An 18233-nucleotide genomic window follows, 5' to 3' on the forward strand; every position below is an offset into this window, starting at 1 on the left:
CCCCGCCCCCCAGCCGGGGTCTGCCGCGCCCAAGCCGGGCGGGTCCGCCCCGAAGCCGGGCGCGTCCGCTCCGGCCCCGGCCGCCCCGGCGGCCGAGAAGTCCGCCCCCGCGGCTCCGAAGGCTCCCGCGGCACCGGCACCCCAGGCCCCGAAGCCGGGCGCCTCCGCGCCCAAGCCGGGCGCGTCCGCCCCGAAGCCGGGCGGTGCCAAGCCGGCCCCGCGACCGGGCAACAACCCGTTCACGTCCAAGGCCGGCTCCGCCGGGCCGCGTCCGGGCGGCGGCCGCTCCGGCGGCCCGCGTCCGGGCAACAACCCGTTCGCGCCCTCCCAGGGCATGCGCTCCGGCCGTGAGGACCGCGCGCCCCGTCCGGGCGGCCCGCGTCCGGCGGCGGGCACCGGCGGCCCCCGTCCGGGCGGCCCCCGCCCCGCGGCGGCCGGTGCCGGCGGTCCCCGTCCGGGCGGCCCCCGCCCGAACCCGGGCATGATGCCCAAGCACATCACCCCTGCCGCCACCCCGGCGCGGGGCGGCGGCCGAGGCCGTCCCGGTGCGGGCGGTCCCGGCGGCGGCCCCGGCCGTCCCGGCGGCGGTCCCGCCGGCCGTGGCGGCGGCCGCGGCAATGCGCAGGGCGCATTCGGCCGCGGAGGCGGCGCGCGCAAGGGTCGCAAGTCGAAGCGCGCGAAGCGCCAGGAGTTCGAGCAGCAGCACACCCGCGAGATCGGCGGCGTCAAGGTCCTCAAGGGCGACGGCACCACCGTGGTCCGCCTGCGCCGCGGCGCGTCCCTGGCGGACTTCGCGGAGAAGATCCACGCGGACGTGGCGGACCTGGTGAAGGTGCTCTTCACCCTGGGCGAGATGGCCTCGGCCAACCAGTCCCTGGACGAGGAGACCTTCCAGCTCCTGGGCGGCGAGCTCGGCTACGTCGTGCAGATCGTGTCCCCGGAGGACGAGGACAAGGAGCTGCTCGAGGCCTTCGACATCGACCTCGAGGCCGAGGCGGCCGGCGAGGACGAGGCCGACCTGCAGCCGCGCCCGGCCGTCGTGACCGTCATGGGCCACGTCGACCACGGCAAGACCCGTCTGCTGGACGCCATCCGCTCCTCGAACGTCACCGCGGGCGAGGCCGGCGGCATCACCCAGCACATCGGCGCCTACCAGGTGCCGGTGGAGCACGAGGGCTCCGAGCGTCGCCTGACCTTCATCGACACCCCGGGCCACGAGGCGTTCACCGCCATGCGTGCCCGCGGTGCCAAGGTCACGGACATCGCCGTGCTCGTGGTCGCGGCCGACGACGGCGTCATGCCGCAGACGGTCGAGGCCCTGAACCACGCGCAGTCGGCCGGCGTGCCGATCGTGGTGGCGGTCAACAAGATCGACAAGGACTCCGCCCAGCCGGACAAGATCCGCGGCCAGCTCACCGAGTACGGGCTGATCCCCGAGGAGTACAGCGGCGACACGATGTTCGTGGACGTCTCCGCGCGGAACAACCTGCACATCGACGACCTGCTCGAGGCGATCCTGCTCACCGCGGACGCCGCCCTCGAGCTGAGCGCCAACCCGGACAAGGCCGCCCGCGGCGTCGCCATCGAGGCGAACCTCGACAAGGGCCGCGGCGCTGTCGTGACCGTGCTGGTGCAGACCGGCACGCTGCGCGTGGGCGACACCATGGTGGTGGGCTCCGCCCACGGCCGCGTGCGCGCCATGTTCGACGAGAACGGCACGCCGGTGGAGGAGGCGACCCCGTCGCGTCCCGTGCAGGTCCTCGGCCTGTCCTCCGTGCCGCGCGCCGGCGACTCGTTCCTCGTCACCGACGACGAGCGCACCGCGCGTCAGATCGCGGAGAAGCGCGAGGCCGCGGACCGCAACGCCCAGCTGGCCAAGCGCCGCAAGCGCATCACGCTGGAGGACTTCGACCAGGCCGTGGCCGAGGGCAAGCTGGACACCCTCAACCTCATCATCAAGGGCGACGCCTCCGGCGCCGTCGAGGCCCTGGAGGACTCGCTGCTCAAGATCGAGGTCGGGGAGGACGAGGTGCAGCTGCGCGTCATCCACCGCGGCGTCGGCGCGATCACGCAGAACGACGTCAACCTGGCCACCGTGGACAACGCCATCATCATCGGCTTCAACGTGCGTCCCGCCGAGCGGGTCGCCGACCTGGCCGACAAGGAGGGCGTGGACATGCGGTTCTACAGCGTGATCTACGACGCGATCGACGACATCGAGAATGCGCTCAAGGGCATGCTGAAGCCGGAGTACGAGGAGGTGCAGCTCGGCAGCGCCGAGGTGCGCGAGGTGTTCCGCTCCTCCAAGTGGGGCGCCATCGCCGGCTCCCTGGTCCGCTCGGGCCTCATCCGCCGCAACGCCCAGGCCCGCCTGGTGCGCGACGGCGCCGTGGTGTCCGAGAACCTCAAGATCGAGTCGCTGCGCCGCTTCAAGGACGACGCCACCGAGGTCCGCGAGGGCTACGAGTGCGGCATCGGCCTGGGCAACTTCAACGACATCAAGGAGGGCGACGTGATCGAGACCTTCGAGATGCAGGAGAAGCCGCGCGTCTGACCGGGACGACGGGGCGGGGCGTCCCTCCAGGGCGCCCCGCCCCTCCCGGTCCGTCCGTGGACACGGAAGGAGACTGACATGGCCGATCCGGCCCGCGCAGGCCGCCTGGCCCAGCGCATCAAGGTGCTCGTCGCGGAGGCGCTCCGGCGCGCCGTGAAGGACGAGCGCGTGGAGCCCGTCACCGTGACGGAGGTCCGCGTGACCAACGACCTGCAGCACGCCACCGTGTACTACACGGTGCTCGGGGACGAGGCCGTCGTGGCTGCGGCCCAGGAGGCCATCCAGGAGAACCGCGGCGTGCTGCGCCGTGAGGTGGGCCGCGGGCTCACCATCCGCCTGGTCCCGACCCTCGAGTTCGTGGCGGACACCGTCCCGGAGGCGGCCGCCCACCTCGAGGACGTGCTGCGTGCCGCGAAGGAGCGGGACGCCGAGCTGGCGAAGGCCCGCGAGGGCGCCCAGTACGCCGGCGACGCGGACCCGTACCGCACCTCCGGCGACGACGACGAGCAGGACTGAGGCCCCGCCGTCGTGAACGCGCGCACCGCACACGCACCGACCCCTGACGCCCCCGGCACGGAGGCGTCGGGGGTCGTCCTCGTGGACAAGCCGGCCGGATGGACCTCGCACGACGTCGTCGGGCGGGTCCGCCGGCTGGCGGGCACCCGCAAGGTGGGCCACGCCGGCACCCTGGACCCGATGGCCACGGGCCTGCTGGTGGTGGGCGTGAACAAGGCCACGCGCCTGCTCACCGCCATCACGGGGACGGACAAGGAGTACACGGCGACGATCCGCCTGGGGCAGTCGACCACCACGGACGACGCCGAGGGTGAGGTCGTCCAGACGCGCCTGGCCAACGCGGTCACGCCGGAGCGGGTGGCGGAGCAGGTGGCCGCGCTGACGGGGGACATCCTCCAGGTGCCGTCGTCGGTGTCCGCGGTGAAGGTGGCCGGCCGCCGCGCCTACGACCGCGTGCGCGCGGGCGAGGACGTGCAGCTGGACGCCCGGCCCGTCACGGTGCACGCGTTCGAGGTGGAGGACTTCCGTCGGCTCGACGGCGGCCGCACCGTGGACCTGGACGTCACGGTGCGGTGCTCGTCCGGCACGTACGTCCGGGCGCTGGCCCGGGACCTGGGGGAGGCCCTCGACACCGGCGGCCACCTCACCGCGCTGCGGCGCACCGCGGTCGGGCCGTTCCGGGTGGAGGACGCCGTGGACCTGGACGCACTGGCGGAGCGGTTCGTCATGACCGAGCTGTCCGCGGCCGCCGCCGGGCTGTTCCCGGTGCGGGAGCTCACCGCCCACGAGGCCGCGGAGCTCTCCTTCGGCCGGGCGATCGACCCCTCCGGGGAGCTCGCCGCGGCCGCCGGGGCGTCCGGGAAGGCCGCCGATGGCCTCGTGGCCGGCCGCACCCCCGACGGCACCGTGGTCGCCCTCCTCCAGGACGGCCGCCGCTCCGGGAGGGACGTGGCCCGCCCGCACCTGGTGTTCGCCCCCGCCGAGGGGCAGGGGAAGGAGGAGGCGCGATGATCCTCGACGCCTGGTTCTGGACGGGCGCCGTCGTCGGCGGCCTGTCCTTCGTGGTCTGCCTGGCCATGACCGCGCTGCGCCGCCACCCGGCGGACTCGTCGATCGTGTCGGTGGCGGCCGTGGAGCTGTTCCTGCTCGTCTACGGTGTCGTGGGGGCCTTCCGCCAGCTCGGCGGGCAGCCCCTGAACGGGCCGACCTGGGAGTTCTGGGGCTACGTGCTCACCGCGCTGCTGGTGCCGGTGATCGCGGTGGCGTGGGCCGTGACGGACAAGACCCGCTGGTCCAACCTGGTGATGGCGGTGGCCGGGCCCACCGTCGTCGTCATGCTGCACCGCATGCAGGTCATCTGGTTCGGACAGTGGTGAAGGAGGAGAGCATGGTGGAGCAGCATCCCGTGGCCGACGACGGCGCCCCTGCACGTCCGCGCCGCAACCAGGGCCTGGGGCGGATCATCGTGATGGTCTACGCCGTGTTCGCCCTGTCCGCGAGCGCGCGCAGCCTCTTCCAGATCCTCGACCACTTCTCGGTGGCACCGTTCGCGTACGTGCTCTCGGCGTTCGCGGCGGTAGTGTACATCGTGGCCACCCTCGCCCTGGCCCGCTCCGGCCCCACGGCCTGGAAGGTCGCCGTGGCCGCGGTCGGGGTGGAGCTGGCCGGCGTCGTCGGCGTGGGCCTGCTGACCGTGCTGGACCCGCAGCTGTTCGCGGACGCCACCGTGTGGTCCCGCTTCGGCGCCGGCTACGGCTACGTGCCCCTGGTACTGCCCATGGTCGGCCTGGCCTGGCTGCTGTCCCACCGTCCCTCGCGCGAAGGCCGGGTGCGCTGATGCTCGTCTGGAACTCCATGGCGGAGGTCCCCACGGACCTGCCCCGCACGGTGGTGGCCCTGGGCAACTTCGACGGCGTGCACCGTGGCCACCGGGCCGTGCTGGAGCGCGTGGTGGAGATCGCCCACGAGCGCGGCCAGCTGGCCGTGGCGGTCACGTTCACCCCGCACCCCCGCGTCGTGCACCAGCCCGGCCTGGAGCATGTGGAGATCCTCAGCCCGGAGCAGCGTGCGGTGCGCCTGGACGAGACGGGGATCGACGCCCTGTTCCTGCAGCACTACACGCTGGAGTTCGCGGCGCAGACCCCGGAGGAGTTCGTCACCTCGATGTTCGTGCGGGGCCTGAACGCCGCCGCCGTGGTGGTGGGCCGGGACGTCCGCTTCGGGAGGGACAACGCGGGCGACTTCGCGGAGATGGTGCGCCTGGGCGGCGTGCACGGCTTCGATGTCGTCGCCGTGGAGGACCTGCCCGCAGAGGACGGGGACGGGGAGCGCCGCTGCTCCTCCACGTGGATCCGCGAGCTCCTGGCGGCCGGGGACGTCGCCCACGCCGCGGAGGTGCTGGGCCGCAACCACGTGGTGGCCGGCGCGGTCGTGCACGGGTTCGCCCGCGGGCGCGAGCTGGGCTTCCCCACGGCGAACCTCGAGGCGGACGCGGCCGGCATGATCCCGGCCGACGGCGTCTACGCCGGCTGGGTGCACGACGCGCACGGCTCCGTGTGGCCGGCGGCGGTCTCGATCGGCTCGAACCCGACGTTCGAGGGCGTCTCCCGCGTGGTGGAGGCCCACGTGATCGACCGCCCCGAGGAGCCCGTGGAGGACTTCGACCTCTACGGCCAGCAGATCGAGGTGGAGTTCGTGGAGCGGCTGCGCGGCATGGTGGCCTACGAGGGCGTGGAGAAGCTCGTGGCGCAGATGCACCAGGACGTGGACCAGGCCCGGGCCGTCCTCGCCGCGGCCCCGCAGCCCGCCGGCCGTGTCTGAGCCGGGCCCGCCTGACTCGGGCGCCGCGTCGCGCGCGGCGGCCGGCGGGTACGTCCCCGCGCTGCCTTCGCGGCCGGCGATCACCCGCACCGGCGGGGTCAACCCGTTCGAGGTCTCCCCGGAGCAGGGCGAGCACTACGACGCCGTCCGCCCCTCCTACCCCGCGGCGGCCGTGGACTGGGTGCTGGACGGGCTCGGCGCGGGCCTGGACGTGGTGGAGACGGGCGCGGGCACGGGCCTGTTCACCCGGCGGCTCGCCGAGCGGCCCGCAGAGCGGGTGCGCTCGGTGGCCGCCGTCGAGCCCTCGGAGGCCATGCGCGCGGTCCTGGAGCGGGACGTGGCCGCCGGCTCGGCGGGTCGGGTGCGCGCCGTGGACGGCACGGGCGAGGCGACCGGCCTGGCGGACGGGTGCGCCGACGTCGTGGTGGCGGCCCAGGCCTGGCACTGGATGGACGCGGAGCGGGCGAGTGCGGAGGCGGCGCGCGTGCTGCGGCCCGGGGGTCGGCTGGCGGCGGTGTGGAACCAGCTGGACGTCACCGTGCCGTGGGTGCACCGGCTCACGCGCATCATGCACGCCGGGGACGTGCACGCCGCCGCTCCGGAGCGCCGCCGGTTCGCCGCCCCGTTCGGCCCGGAGGAGCACGCCCGCTGGTCCTGGTCCCTCACGACGACGCCGGCCGGGCTCCACGCGCTCATGGCCTCGCGCTCGTACTGGCTTCGCGCGAGGGAAGGGACCCGGGCGCGGATGACGGCGAACCTGGACTGGTACCTGCACGAGCACTTGGGGCATGCGGCGGGGGAGGAACTGACCCTGCCCTACGTCACCGTGGCCTGGCGGGCACCGGCACCCGCCCGCTGACGGGAGCTGTGCGCGACACGCCGGCCACGCACCGACCATCGCTGGCGTCGCCCCAGCGACCCGGTCTGCCACTGGCGTCCTGGACGCAGGAATGTCACCAGCGATGGTCGAAGGACGGTGGTGCGGACCATCGACCACCCCGAAAGACTTTCGCGCGTTGGAAATCCACCTGAATGTGTATTTCGGCGCGAGGAATTCAAACCAGGTGCGGCAGGCCGACAGTAATGCAGAGGTCCGGAGGGTCGACTGCGTCGCGGCGGGTGGACTGTCGACATCGACAGGCCCGGCATAGCCACGTTGTCCAAGGTGCATGCGCGCCGCGTCTATGCCGTGGCGCTGGGCGAGTGAGGAGAGGTGGCCATGCATGCGATGACGGCGACCCGGCGGGTGTTCCTGGATCAGCTGTCCCGCATTCCGCCCAGCCGGGAGATCGCCCCGGCCTCCCATGCTCTGGCGGTCGCTCGCGCAGTCCACCTCTTCGCGGCGAACAGCACCTACGCGCCCGGTAGTGGCCCCGCCACCCGGACGTCTCCGCCGGCTCTCGAAGAGGAGGCCACACTGTTTCACGCCTTGGACGCCGTGCCTCCGGGCACTGGTGGACGCGTGGAGCGGAGCTCGTGCGGCCTCAGCGGCTCGTCAGGGACCTTCCCGCACCTGACTGGCTGGGAGTGCCTCTGCGCCAGGGTGGGCCGCTGGCCACGACGGGCCCCCTCGGCCGCGCCCAGGCCGTCGGCCTGGTGCTGCAGGAGGACGGGCCCCTGTGGGAGGAGTACGTGGTCCAGACCCTGGCCCAGTCCTCCGGAGCTCCGAGAGTGCTGGAGGTGCGGTCATCGGAGGACTGGCTGGTGCTCGTCACCTCCTGGCCCCGACCCGTTCCCTCGGAGACGGTCCGGCTGCTGACCGACCACACCGGTCTCCGCGGGACGTGGGTGCTCCCGGACTGGGCCGCCGTGGGGCAGCGGCGGGTAGTGGGGGCCGGGCTGCGCGTCAGGGGCGCGCGCCCACCGCCGCGGGCACCGTGCGGGCCACGCCGGCCCGCTTCGCCTGCCACAGCAGCAGGACGGTGGCGAGCGCGGTCACGGCCGCGGAGACCAGCGTGGCGAGCGGGTCGCCCTGGGTGGAGGCGGTCACGTAGCTCTCCGTCGCCAGGCCGGTGACCGTGCCGAAGGCCAGGATGACCACGTTGTTCACCACGTGCAGGGCCACGGCGGCCTCGAGCCCGCCGGTGCGCCAGGTGAGCAGGACGGCCGCGACCGCGAAGACGCCCAGATCCAGCAGGATCCACGGGTTCAGGGAGCCGTGGGCGAGGGCGAAGGCCACCGCGGAGACCGCGGCCGTGACCGCCACGGCCACCCCGGGGCGGCGGATCCACGTGCCGAGCGCGAGCATCGTCCACCCGCGGAACAGGTACTCCTCGCCCGCCGCCTGGAACGGGGTCACCAGCAGGGCCATGGCCAGCAGCCACTCCCAGTCCTCGGGCCGGGGGGCCACCCGGGCGCCGTCGAGGGCCCAGGTGCCGAGGACGTACACCAGGAACAGCGGCAGCAGCACGAGGTGGGCGCGCAGCAGCCACCGCCACCGCACGCGCCCCTCCACGGAGTGCAGGAAGCGCGCCTTCACCGGGTGGGCCACCAGCACGGCCAGCAGCGCGACGCCGGTCAGCGCCGCGAGCAGGAGGTTGTTCAGCAGGACCATGGGGGCGGAGAACAAGGCCAGCTCGAGGGACGCCTCGGAGGGACCCTCGGCGGACCACAGCTCACCCGGGTCGAGCTGCTGGAACAGCACCAGCGCCATCGGCACCGTCAGGAGCACCGTGAGGACACCGACGCCGAGCAGGACCATCCCGAAGGACGCCAGCGGGTTCCACCAGCGGGCCCGCGGGGTGCGCATCAGCTCCGGGTAGGAGTGGCCGACCAGCGGAAGGTCCAGGGGCTTCGGCAGTGGAGCCGGAGGACCCCATGCGGGCGGGCCCCATGCCGGGGGCGCCCACAGCGGTCCCGCGGCGGGCGCGGTCGGACTCGGGGCGGGCCGGGGCTGCGAGGGCGTCGTCATGGCTTCAGCATAGGGACGGCCGGAGCCGCGGTGGATCCCTCGGAGGGATGACAGTGGCCCCGCTGGTAGGATGGACGCTCGGCCTCCCTGCAGTCCGCGGTGGAGAGGCCCCCCGCGCGCCCCGCCCCGGCGGCCGGTGCGCGGCCCCTGTTCGCGGTACCGAAGTGAAGGAGGCCTGACATGGCCCTGGATCCCGCTGTCAAGCAGCAGATCATCAAGGAGTACGCCACCCACGAGGGCGACACCGGTTCCCCCGAGGTGCAGATCGCGGTCCTGTCGCGTCGCATCAAGGACCTGACCGAGCACCTCAAGGAGCACAAGCACGACCACCACACCCGCCGCGGCCTGATGGCCCTGGTCGGTCGCCGTCGTCGCATGCTCGGCTACCTGCAGAAGGTCGACATCGAGCGCTACCGCGCGCTGATCGAGCGCCTCGGCCTGCGCAAGTGACCCGACGCTGAGGGCGGCATCGGCTCGTGGGACCTCCCACGACCTCCGGTGCCGCCCTTAGTGTTGTACCCGTGCGCCGCCCTCCGGCGGGGCACACCCGCACAGAACCACACGACGCCCCGCGCCCGCGCTTCGCGGTCCTCGACAGTGGCTCCCGGACGTCCCCCGCACGGCGGGCGGGCCGAGGGCCTCGATCGAAGACCAGGAGACGGGTCCGAGCGGGAGCGTCCTCCCGAGAGGAGGGACCCCATGGAAGGTCCTGAGATCACGTTCGCCGAGGCCGTCATCGACAACGGCCGCCACGGCACCCGCACCGTCCGCTTCGAGACCGGCCGCCTCGCCCAGCAGGCCGCCGGCTCCGCGATGGTCTACATCGACGAGGAGACGTCGATGCTGTCCGCCACCACCGTGGGCAAGCACCCGCGCGAGGGCTTCGACTTCTTCCCCCTGACCGTGGACGTCGAGGAGCGCATGTACGCCGCCGGGCGCATCCCCGGCTCCTTCTTCCGCCGCGAGGGCCGCCCGTCCACGGACGCGATCCTCACCTGCCGCCTGATCGACCGCCCGCTCCGCCCGGCGTTCACCAAGGGCATCCGCAACGAGGTCCAGGTCGTCGTGACCGTCACCTCCATCGCCCCGGACGAGATCTACGACACGGTGGCCATCAACGCCGCGTCCCTGTCCACGCAGCTCTCCGGCCTGCCGTTCTCCGGCCCCATCGGCGGCGTGCGCATGGCCCTGCTCGACGACGGCTCCGGCCAGCGCCAGTGGGTCGCCTTTCCGAAGCACTCCCAGCTCGAGGACGCCGTGTTCAACATGGCGGTCGCCGGCCGCGTGGCGGGCGACGACGTCGCCATCATGATGGTCGAGGCCGAGGCCGGCGAGAACGCCTGGACCCTGGTCAAGGAGTGCGGCGCGCAGGCCCCCACCGAGGAGATCGTGGCCGAGGGCCTCGAGGCCGCCAAGCCCTTCATCCGCGCCCTCTGCGAGGCCCAGGCGGACCTCGCGGCCCGCGCCGGCAAGGCCCCGGTCGAGGTCCCGGTGTTCAAGGACTACGAGCAGGACGCCTACGACGCCGTGGAGAAGATCGCCACGGACCGCCTGACGGAGATCTTCTCGATCGCGGACAAGCAGGAGCGCGAGGCCGCCTCGGACGCCTACCACCTCGAGGTCATCGAGGAGCTCGCCGGCGAGGGCAAGGACTTCGCCGAGCGCAAGGGCGAGGTCGCCAAGGCCTACGGCTCGCTGACCAAGCAGATCGTGCGCCGCCGCATCCTGAAGGACCAGGTCCGCATCGACGGCCGCGGCCTCACGGACATCCGCAAGCTCACCGCCGAGGTCGAGGTCCTGCCGCGCGTGCACGGCTCCGCGATCTTCGAGCGCGGCGAGACCCAGATCATGGGCGTCACCACGCTGAACATGCTCAAGATGGAGCAGCAGATCGACTCCCTGGCGCCGGAGACCTCCAAGCGCTACATGCACCACTACAACTTCCCGCCCTACTCCACGGGCCAGACCGGCCGCGTGGGCTCCCCGAAGCGTCGCGAGATCGGCCACGGCGCCCTCGCCGAGCGCGCCCTGGTGCCCGTGCTGCCCTCCCGCGAGGAGTTCCCCTACGCGATCCGCCAGGTGTCCGAGGCCCTCGGCTCCAACGGCTCCACGTCGATGGGCTCCGTCTGCGCCTCCACCCTGTCCCTGCTGAACGCGGGCGTGCCGCTGCGCGCGCCCGTGGCCGGCATCGCCATGGGCCTGGTCTCCGCCGAGGTGGACGGCCAGACCCAGTACGCGGCCCTGACCGACATCCTCGGCGCCGAGGACGCGTTCGGTGACATGGACTTCAAGGTGGCCGGCACCGCCGAGTTCGTCACCGCGATCCAGCTGGACACCAAGCTGGACGGCATCCCGGCCTCCGTGCTGGCCGCCGCCCTGACCCAGGCCCGCGAGGCGCGCCTGCACATCCTGTCCGTGCTGAACGCCGCCATCGACGCCCCGGACGAGATGGCCCCCACCGCCCCGCGGATCATCTCCGTGCGCATCCCCGTGGACAAGATCGGCGCGGTCATCGGCCCGAAGGGCGCCATGATCAACCAGATCCAGGACGACACGGGCGCGGACATCACCATCGAGGACGACGGCACCGTGCTGATCGGCGCCACCGACGGCGCCTCCGCCGAGGCCGCCCGCTCCGCCGTGAACGCGATCGCCAACCCGCAGGTCCCCGAGGTCGGCGAGCGCTACCTCGGCACCGTGGTGAAGCTGACCACCTTCGGCGCGTTCGTCTCCCTCACCCCGGGCAAGGACGGCCTGCTGCACATCTCCGAGCTGCGCAAGCTCAACGAGGGCAAGCGCGTGGAGGACGTCGAGGACGTGCTCGGCGTGGGCCAGAAGGTCCAGGTGGAGATCACCAAGATCGACGACCGCGGCAAGCTCTCCCTCGCCCCGGTGGTCGCCGACGAGGACGCCGCCGCCGGCGAGTCGCGCGAGGAGGACGAGGAGGCCTGATCCTCCCCATCGGCCTCGCCGGACTTCCGCTGGAGAAAACGTCGCCACCATCCCGGTCCGCCGGGATGGTGGCGACGTTCTTCTGAGCGAAAGTGCGGGGATTGGATCTGAGCGAGAATGGCGGGCATGACTGTGCAGCGTGAGATCCCCCTGGACTTCTCCGGCGTGCTCGCCGAGGACCGCGGCGCCGTGGTGTGCCGCTCGGTGCTGCCCGGCGGTGTGCGCGTGCTCACGGAGTCCATGCCGGACCAGCGCTCCGTGACCGTGGGCTACTGGGTGGCCGTGGGCTCCCGGGACGAGTCCCCGGAGGGCTACGGGTCCACGCACTTCCTGGAGCACCTGCTCTTCAAGGGCACCCCCACGCGCACCGCCATGGACATCGCCAGCGCGTTCGACCGCGTGGGCGGCGAGTCCAACGCCGGGACCGCGAAGGAGTCCACCGTCTACCACGCGCACGTCCTCGACGAGGACCTGCCCATGGCCGTCGAGGTCCTCACGGACATGGTCACCTCCTCCCTGATCGACACCGACGAGCTCGAGACCGAGCGCGGCGTCATCCTCGAGGAGCTCGCCATGGACGCGGACGACCCCGTCGACGTCGCGCACGAGAGGCTGGCCGCCGTCCTGATGGACGGGCACCCCCTGGGCCGGCCCATCGGCGGCACCCCGGAGACCATCCGCGCCGTCACCCGCGAGCACGTGGTGGCGCACTACCGGCACTGGTACCGGCCGCAGGAGCTCGTCATCACCGCCGCCGGCAACCTGGACCACGACGACGTCTGCCGCCTGGTCCTGGACGCCCTCGAGCGCTCCGGCTGGGACCTGGCCGAGGGGGCCGCCCCCGCGCCGCGGCGCACCGCCGACGCCGCCGGCGCGGGCGCCGTGCTGGCCGGCACGCACACCGTGGCCAAGCAGGTGGAGCAGGCCAACGTGATCGTGGGCGGGCAGTCGCTGTCCACCACGGACCCGGACCGGTTCGCCCTCGGGGTCATGATGTCCGTGCTCGGCGGCGGCATGTCCTCGCGCCTGTTCCAGGAGATCCGCGAGCGCCGCGGTCTGGCCTACTCCACGTACTCCTTCTCGGCGGGCTACTCGGACGGGGGCTACTTCGGCCTCTACGCCGGCTGCCAGCCGGAGCGGGTGGACGAGGTCGCCGCGCTCATGGAGGCGGAGCTGGAGCGCATGGCGGCCGCCGAGGTCACGGCGGAGGAGCTCGACCGCGCCCACGGCCAGATCTGCGGCGGGACCGTGCTGGGCATGGAGTCCACCGGGGCGCGGATGTCCCGGCTGGGCCGGGCCGAGCTCGTCACGGGGGAGTTCGTGGACCTCTCGGCCTCGCTGGCGCGGGTGCGCGCCGTCGACGCCGGGCGGGTCCGCGCCGTGGCGGCCCGGCTGGCGGCGGGGGAGCGGGCGCGCGTCGTCGTCGCCCCGGCCTGAGGGGCCCTGTCACGGGTGTGACACACGACATGGCGGTCCAGGGCGGTCGGTACCCTGAGTGAGTTCCGTCCCTCGCGGAGTGGCGGGCCGCACTCGCACCCCCTCGCACTGGAGCACCCATGGACGCCTTCGTCACCGCCGCCACCGACGGGCTCGGCGAGCTCAGCGGCATCATCTGGGGACCCTTCGTCCTCATCCCGCTGCTGTTCCTCACCGGCCTGTACTTGACCATCCGCCTCGGCTTCGTCCAGTTCCTGCGCCTGGGCGCGGGCCTGCACCTGGGCCTGCTGCGCCGCAAGGACGACGGGGACGCCGAGGGCGAGATCTCGCAGTTCCAGGCGCTCACCACTGCCCTGGCCGCGACGGTGGGCACGGGCAACATCGTCGGCGTGGCCACCGCGATCGCCGTGGGCGGGCCCGGCGCCCTGTTCTGGATGTGGGTGACGGGCGTGCTCGGCATGGCCTCGAAGTACTCGGAGGCGTTCCTGGCGGTCCGCTTCCGCACCACCGACGACGCCGGGGAGAAGTCCGGCGGCCCGCAGTACTACCTCCAGCGCGGCATCAAGGGCGGTCTGGGCAAGGGCCTCGCCCTGTTCTTCTCCGTGGCGGCGCTGCTGGCGTGCTTCGGCATCGGCAACATGACGCAGGGCAACTCGATCGCGGTGAACGTGGACTCGTCCTTCGGCGTCCCCACGTGGATCACCGGCGCGGTGCTGGCCGTCATGACCATGGTCGTCCTCGTGGGCGGCATCAAGTCCATCGGCAAGGTCACCGCCGGGTTCGTGCCGGTCATGATCGTGTTCTACGTGCTCGGCGCCCTGTGGATCCTCATCGTGAACGCCTCCGCCATCCCCTCTGCGTTCGCCACCATCTTCACGGAGGCCTTCACCGGCTCGGCGGCCGTGGGCGGCTTCACCGGCTCCGCGATGATCGTCGCCGTCCAGTACGGCATGGCCCGCGGCATCTTCTCCAACGAGTCCGGCATGGGCTCGGCGGCCATCGCCGCCGCCGCCGCGCAGACCACGCACCCGGTGCGCCAGGGCCTCGTCTCCATGACCCAGACGTTCATCGACACGATCATCGTGGTCACCTGCACCGGCCTGGTGCTCATCACCACCGGCACGTGGACCGAGGGCAAGGCCGCGGCCGCCACCATGACCAGCGACGCCTTCGCCACCGGCCTGCCCGGGAACTGGGGCCACTGGATCGTGACCATCGGCCTCGTCATGTTCGCCTACTCGACGATCCTCGGCTGGTCCTACTACGGCGAGCGCCAGGTGGAGCGCCTGTTCGGCACCAGGCTGATCATGCCGTTCCGCGTCCTCTTCTCCCTCGTGGTGTTCTTCGGCTGCACCACCGAGCTGGACCTGGCCTGGACGTTCTCCGACGTCATGAACGGCCTGATGGCCATCCCGAACCTCCTGGGCCTGCTGATCCTGTCCGGCCTGATCGCCCGCGAGACCCGCCTGTACCTCAAGCACGACCCGAAGCTCGTGGCGACCGAGGCGCAGATCCGGGACTTCATGGCCGAGGACCCGGGCTACCGCGAGTGGCTCGCCCAGGAGAAGCAGCTGGACCGCGCCCACGCCGAGCACCTGCACCCGCACGCGACGGGCGGCTCCTCCGTCCGCTGACCGGGGCGGCGCGTAGGGTGGTGCCATGACCGAGACCACCCCCCGCACCCCCGTGCCCGGGGACGCCACGCCGCGCGTGGCGATCCTGGGCGCCTCCGGCAAGATGGGCCGCCACGCGGTCCCCGCCGTGCGCGCCGCGCAGGGCCTCGAGCTCGTCGCGGAGCTCGGCTCCGAGGACCCCCTGCAGGCCGTGCTCGACGCCGGCGCCACCCACGTCCTGGACCTCACCGTCCCGGACGCCTCCCCGGAGAACGTGGCGTTCGCGGTGGAGCACGGCCTGCACGTCGTGGTGGGCACCTCGGGCTGGGGCGCCGAGCGCCGCGCGGCCCTCGAAGAGCGGCTCGCGGCCCGGCCGGGCGTGGGCGTGCTGATCGCCCCCAACTTCTCCGTGGGCTCCGTGCTCGCCTCCGCGTTCGCCGCCAGGGCGGCGCGCTGGTTCGAGTCCGTGGAGGTCGTGGAGCTGCACCACCCGGCCAAGCTGGACGCCCCCTCCGGCACCGCGGTGCGCACGGCCGAGATGATCGCCGCCTCCCGTGCGGAGGCCGGCGTCGGCCCCTCCCCGGACGCCACGGAGCGCGACCCCGACGGGGCGCGCGGCGCCGTCGTGGACGGGGTGCACGTGCACGCCGTGCGGCTGCGGGGTCTGGAGGCCCACCAGGAGGTCCTGCTCGGCGGCCCGGGCGAGCAGCTCACCGTGCGGCACGACGCCTTCGACCGTCAGGCCTACATGCCCGGCGTCGTCCTCGCGCTGCGCGAGGTCGCCGGGCGCCCCGGTCTCACCTACGGACTGGACGCCGTCCTTGGCCTCGACTGATCCCCGCCCCGGGGTCGACGGCGAGCAGGCCCCGCGCGCCGGCTCCTCCACCGGCGCCAAGCTCTGGGTGCTCTTCGTCGCGGCCCTGACCCTGTTCTTCGCCTTCTTCGTGGTGCGTGCCGCCGTCGTGTTCATCGCGGCGGGCGGCGTGCTCCCCGCGGTGATCGGCGTCGCCGTGATCCTCGTGGTGCTGGTGGGCCTGGGCCTGCTCGGCCGGGAGATGCTCTTCGGGCTGCAGACCGAGCGCCTCGCCCGCGCCCTGGAGGCCGAGGGCGGCCTGCCGGCGGACGACCTGCCCCGTTCACCCGGCGGCCGCATCGACCGGGACGCCGCCGACGCCGCCTTCGCGGATGCCGCCGACGAGGTGCGCGCCGCACCGGAGGACTGGCGCGCCCGCTACCGGCTCTCCCTCGCCTACGACGCGGCCGGGGACCGGCGTCGCGCCCGCGAGGCCGCGCGTCAGGCGATCAGCCTCGCGTCCCGGCGCGGGTAGGGTGTGCCGCATGACCGACGCGCGACGCACCGTGAACCCCTCCGAGCTCCCCTTCGGGACCGTGGTCCCGGCCATGGTCACGCCCATGGACCAGGACGGCGCCGTCGACCTGCAGGCCGCCGCCGCGCTGGCGACGCACCTGGTGGACCAGGGCGCGGACGCCCTCGTGATCACCGGCACCACCGGCGAGACCTCCACGCTGACGGACGAGGAGAACCTGGCCATGTTCCGCACCGTGGTCGAGGCCGTGGGGGAGCGGGCCCGGGTCATCGCGGGCACCGGCACCAACGACACGCACCACTCGCTGGAGCTGTCCCGCCGCGCGGCGGAGATCGGCGTCCAGGGCCTGCTGCTGGTCACCCCGTACTACAACAAGCCGAACCAGGCGGGCATCCGGCGGCACTTCGAGACCATCGCCGACGGCGTCGACCTGCCGATCATGCTCTACGACATCCCCGGCCGCTCCGTGATGCCGATCCAGCCGGAGACCCTCGTCGCCCTGGCGGCGCACCCGAACATCACGGCCCTCAAGGATGCCAAGGGCGACCTGCAGTCCACCACCACCGTGCTCGCACACACGGACCTGCACGTGTACTCCGGCGACGACGGCGCCACCCTGCCGCTGATGGCGATGGGCGCCGTCGGCGTGGTCTCCGTGGCGGCCCACGTGGCGGTGCCCGGATACCGTGCCCTCGTGGACGCCGTCCACGCGGGCGACCTCCGGGCGGCCCGTGACGCGCACTTCGCGCTGGACCCGGTGCAGCGCGGCATCATGTCCCACGTCCAGGGCGCCGTGGCGGCCAAGACCGTGCTGGCCGGGCAGGGGATCATCCCCACCGCCGCGGTCCGCCTCCCGCTCGTGGCGGCCGACGACGCCGAGCTCGCCGCGATCCGCGCGGACCTGGCCGAGGCCGGCATCTCGTTCTGACGGCCTGAGCGCCCCGCGCGGGGCGCGGCAGACCCGCTCCGAGGTGCCTGGCCCGCCCGCGGCGGGATACCGTGGAGCCCATGGCGACCCGTACTTCCCCCGCGCGGTCGTCGTCCTCCTCGGCCAAGTCCCGCTCCGGCTCGTCCCGGCCTGCGAAGGGCTCCTCCGGGAAGGGCGCGTCCGCCGCCTCCCCCGACCTCGACCGACAGCCCGCGTTCGCGCGCGCCGTCCGCACCGGCTGGATGGCCTTGGCCACCCCGGTGGGCGCCGCCGTGCGCAAGGCGGGCCCGGACGTGCGCATCGCGCGTGACGACCGCCGGGACGGGACCGGGCTGCTGCTCGTGCTCGTCGCGCTCCTGGTCGCGGCCGTCGAGTGGTGGGGGCTGCGGGAGACCGCGGTCGGCGGCGTCGTGCACGACGTGGTGGGCGGCACGGTCGGCTGGTTCGCCTTCCTGCTGCCGGTCGTGCTGGGCGTGGTGGCGGTGCGGTGCTTCCGCCACCCCCTCGACCACCGCGCGAACGGGCGCATCGTCATCGGCCTGCTGCTGGCCACGGTGGCCGGCAGCGGCATCGCGCACCTCGTGGGAGGGCTGCCCTCCGCCGCGGAGTCCTTCGCCGACGTCCTGCACGCCGGCGGCATCGTGGGCTACCTGGCCACGGTCCCCCTGGCCTCCCTGCTGACCGCCGTCCCCGTGTGGGCGCTCATGGTCGCCCTGGCGGTGTTCTCCCTCCTGGTGATCACCGCGACCCCGCTGGGCTCGATCGGGTCCCGCCTGCGCGGGGCCTACGCCTGGCTCACCGGGCAGGACGCGGAGGACGCCGAGGCCCGCCGGGAGCAGCGCCGCGCCGAGCGCGCCGACCGCCGGGAGGCGGGGGAGCACCGGGGCGAGCAGACCACGGCGGACCTGTTCGGGGACGACCGCCCCGGTGGCCGCACACACCCCGACCACGACCAGTCCTACCTCGACGCGCACGGCTCCTCGGCCGCGCCCGCACCGGCCCGGCGTCCGGGCCTGCTGGCCCGGCTGTTCGGCCGGGGCCACGAGGAGCCGGCCCCCGCCGGACGCGTCTCCGCACCGCGGGCCTACGAGTCCGCCGTCGTGGAGGAGGCCCCCGCCGCCTCCCGCGCGGCCTCCGGCTCCCACGCCGCCGACGAGGCCCCGGCCGCGGACGG

General features: G+C 73.6%; 16 protein-coding genes. 15 read left to right on the forward strand and 1 reads right to left on the reverse strand.

The annotated features are described in order from the left end of the window. The 7 genes from infB to MHY29_RS06410 all read left to right on the forward strand — a co-directional run. Positions 1–2554: translation initiation factor IF-2 (gene infB, locus MHY29_RS06380; RefSeq protein ID WP_239239030.1), on the forward strand; the 2554-nt coding region annotated here is incomplete at its 5' end. Positions 2555–2632: 78 nt separating this feature from the next. Then, positions 2633–3070 carry a 30S ribosome-binding factor RbfA gene (gene rbfA / locus MHY29_RS06385; RefSeq protein WP_224355331.1) on the forward strand — a complete coding sequence of 146 codons (438 nt, stop codon included), beginning with the start codon at positions 2633–2635 and terminating at the stop codon, positions 3068–3070. 12 nt (positions 3071–3082) lie between these two features. Further along, the gene (truB, locus tag MHY29_RS06390; protein ID WP_255612586.1) at positions 3083–4081 is read left to right on the forward strand and encodes a tRNA pseudouridine(55) synthase TruB; all 999 of its coding nucleotides are present in this window, start codon (positions 3083–3085) and stop codon (positions 4079–4081) included. Continuing rightward, the gene (locus tag MHY29_RS06395; protein WP_224355330.1) at positions 4078–4446 is read left to right on the forward strand and encodes a hypothetical protein; all 369 of its coding nucleotides are present in this window, start codon (positions 4078–4080) and stop codon (positions 4444–4446) included. Before truB ends, MHY29_RS06395 begins: the two co-directional genes overlap by 4 nt. Before the next feature lie 11 nt (positions 4447–4457). Then, on the forward strand, positions 4458–4907 hold the full coding sequence (locus tag MHY29_RS06400) for a hypothetical protein (RefSeq protein WP_239239033.1): 450 nt from the start codon (positions 4458–4460) through the stop codon (positions 4905–4907). Further along, positions 4907–5890 carry a bifunctional riboflavin kinase/FAD synthetase gene (locus MHY29_RS06405; protein WP_224355328.1) on the forward strand — a complete coding sequence of 328 codons (984 nt, stop codon included), beginning with the start codon at positions 4907–4909 and terminating at the stop codon, positions 5888–5890. The genes MHY29_RS06400 and MHY29_RS06405 overlap by 1 nt, the downstream gene beginning before the upstream one ends. Further along, on the forward strand, positions 5883–6749 hold the full coding sequence (locus MHY29_RS06410; protein ID WP_239239036.1) for a class I SAM-dependent methyltransferase: 867 nt from the start codon (positions 5883–5885) through the stop codon (positions 6747–6749). Before MHY29_RS06405 ends, MHY29_RS06410 begins: the two co-directional genes overlap by 8 nt. 987 nt (positions 6750–7736) lie before the next feature. On the opposite strand, the gene MHY29_RS06415 is transcribed toward MHY29_RS06410, so the two are convergent. After that, entirely contained in the window at positions 7737–8639 is a 903-nt protein-coding gene (locus MHY29_RS06415; protein WP_239239039.1) for a CPBP family intramembrane glutamic endopeptidase, read from the reverse strand. Positions 8640–8981: 342 nt separating this feature from the next. Between MHY29_RS06415 and rpsO the strand changes: the two genes are divergently transcribed. The 8 genes from rpsO to MHY29_RS06455 form a co-directional block, all read left to right on the forward strand. Continuing rightward, positions 8982–9251, forward strand: a complete 270-nt coding sequence (gene rpsO / locus MHY29_RS06420; RefSeq protein ID WP_017488396.1) for a 30S ribosomal protein S15 — start codon at positions 8982–8984, stop codon at positions 9249–9251. Positions 9252–9500: 249 nt separating this feature from the next. Next, a complete protein-coding gene (locus MHY29_RS06425; RefSeq protein ID WP_239239042.1) occupies positions 9501–11753 on the forward strand; it encodes a polyribonucleotide nucleotidyltransferase in 2253 nt (750 codons plus the stop codon). 126 nt (positions 11754–11879) lie between these two features. Then, positions 11880–13190, forward strand: coding sequence for a pitrilysin family protein (locus MHY29_RS06430; protein WP_239239045.1), 1311 nt, complete (start codon positions 11880–11882; stop codon positions 13188–13190). Positions 13191–13309: 119 nt separating this feature from the next. Then, entirely contained in the window at positions 13310–14824 is a 1515-nt protein-coding gene (locus MHY29_RS06435; protein WP_239239048.1) for a sodium:alanine symporter family protein, read from the forward strand. 25 nt (positions 14825–14849) lie between these two features. Further along, on the forward strand, positions 14850–15638 hold the full coding sequence (gene dapB, locus MHY29_RS06440) for a 4-hydroxy-tetrahydrodipicolinate reductase (protein ID WP_239239051.1): 789 nt from the start codon (positions 14850–14852) through the stop codon (positions 15636–15638). Beyond that, positions 15625–16131, forward strand: a complete 507-nt coding sequence (locus tag MHY29_RS06445) for a hypothetical protein (protein WP_239239072.1) — start codon at positions 15625–15627, stop codon at positions 16129–16131. The genes dapB and MHY29_RS06445 overlap by 14 nt, the downstream gene beginning before the upstream one ends. Before the next feature lie 10 nt (positions 16132–16141). Next, the gene (gene dapA / locus MHY29_RS06450; protein WP_239239075.1) at positions 16142–17059 is read left to right on the forward strand and encodes a 4-hydroxy-tetrahydrodipicolinate synthase; all 918 of its coding nucleotides are present in this window, start codon (positions 16142–16144) and stop codon (positions 17057–17059) included. 80 nt (positions 17060–17139) lie between these two features. Next, on the forward strand, positions 17140–18233 hold a 1094-nt coding region (locus MHY29_RS06455; protein WP_239239078.1), incomplete at its 3' end, for a DNA translocase FtsK 4TM domain-containing protein.

The organism is Micrococcus sp. ACRRV (genome assembly GCF_022346985.1).
Lineage (GTDB): Bacteria > Actinomycetota > Actinomycetes > Actinomycetales > Micrococcaceae > Micrococcus > Micrococcus porci.

Bases quoted from the DNA above. Each gene is read 5' to 3' on its own strand.
- rbfA (WP_224355331.1), top strand. From the start codon at position 2,633: ATGGCCGATCCGGCCCGCGCAGGCCGCCTGGCCCAGCGCATCAAGGTG.
- MHY29_RS06395 (WP_224355330.1), top strand. From the start codon at position 4,078: ATGATCCTCGACGCCTGGTTCTGGACGGGCGCCGTCGTCGGCGGCCTG.
- MHY29_RS06400 (WP_239239033.1), top strand. From the start codon at position 4,458: ATGGTGGAGCAGCATCCCGTGGCCGACGACGGCGCCCCTGCACGTCCG.
- MHY29_RS06405 (WP_224355328.1), top strand. From the start codon at position 4,907: ATGCTCGTCTGGAACTCCATGGCGGAGGTCCCCACGGACCTGCCCCGC.
- MHY29_RS06415 (WP_239239039.1), bottom strand. From the start codon at position 8,639: ATGCGCACCCCGCGGGCCCGCTGGTGGAACCCGCTGGCGTCCTTCGGG.
- rpsO (WP_017488396.1), top strand. From the start codon at position 8,982: ATGGCCCTGGATCCCGCTGTCAAGCAGCAGATCATCAAGGAGTACGCC.
- MHY29_RS06425 (WP_239239042.1), top strand. From the start codon at position 9,501: ATGGAAGGTCCTGAGATCACGTTCGCCGAGGCCGTCATCGACAACGGC.
- MHY29_RS06430 (WP_239239045.1), top strand. From the start codon at position 11,880: ATGACTGTGCAGCGTGAGATCCCCCTGGACTTCTCCGGCGTGCTCGCC.
- MHY29_RS06435 (WP_239239048.1), top strand. From the start codon at position 13,310: ATGGACGCCTTCGTCACCGCCGCCACCGACGGGCTCGGCGAGCTCAGC.
- dapB (WP_239239051.1), top strand. From the start codon at position 14,850: ATGACCGAGACCACCCCCCGCACCCCCGTGCCCGGGGACGCCACGCCG.
- dapA (WP_239239075.1), top strand. From the start codon at position 16,142: ATGACCGACGCGCGACGCACCGTGAACCCCTCCGAGCTCCCCTTCGGG.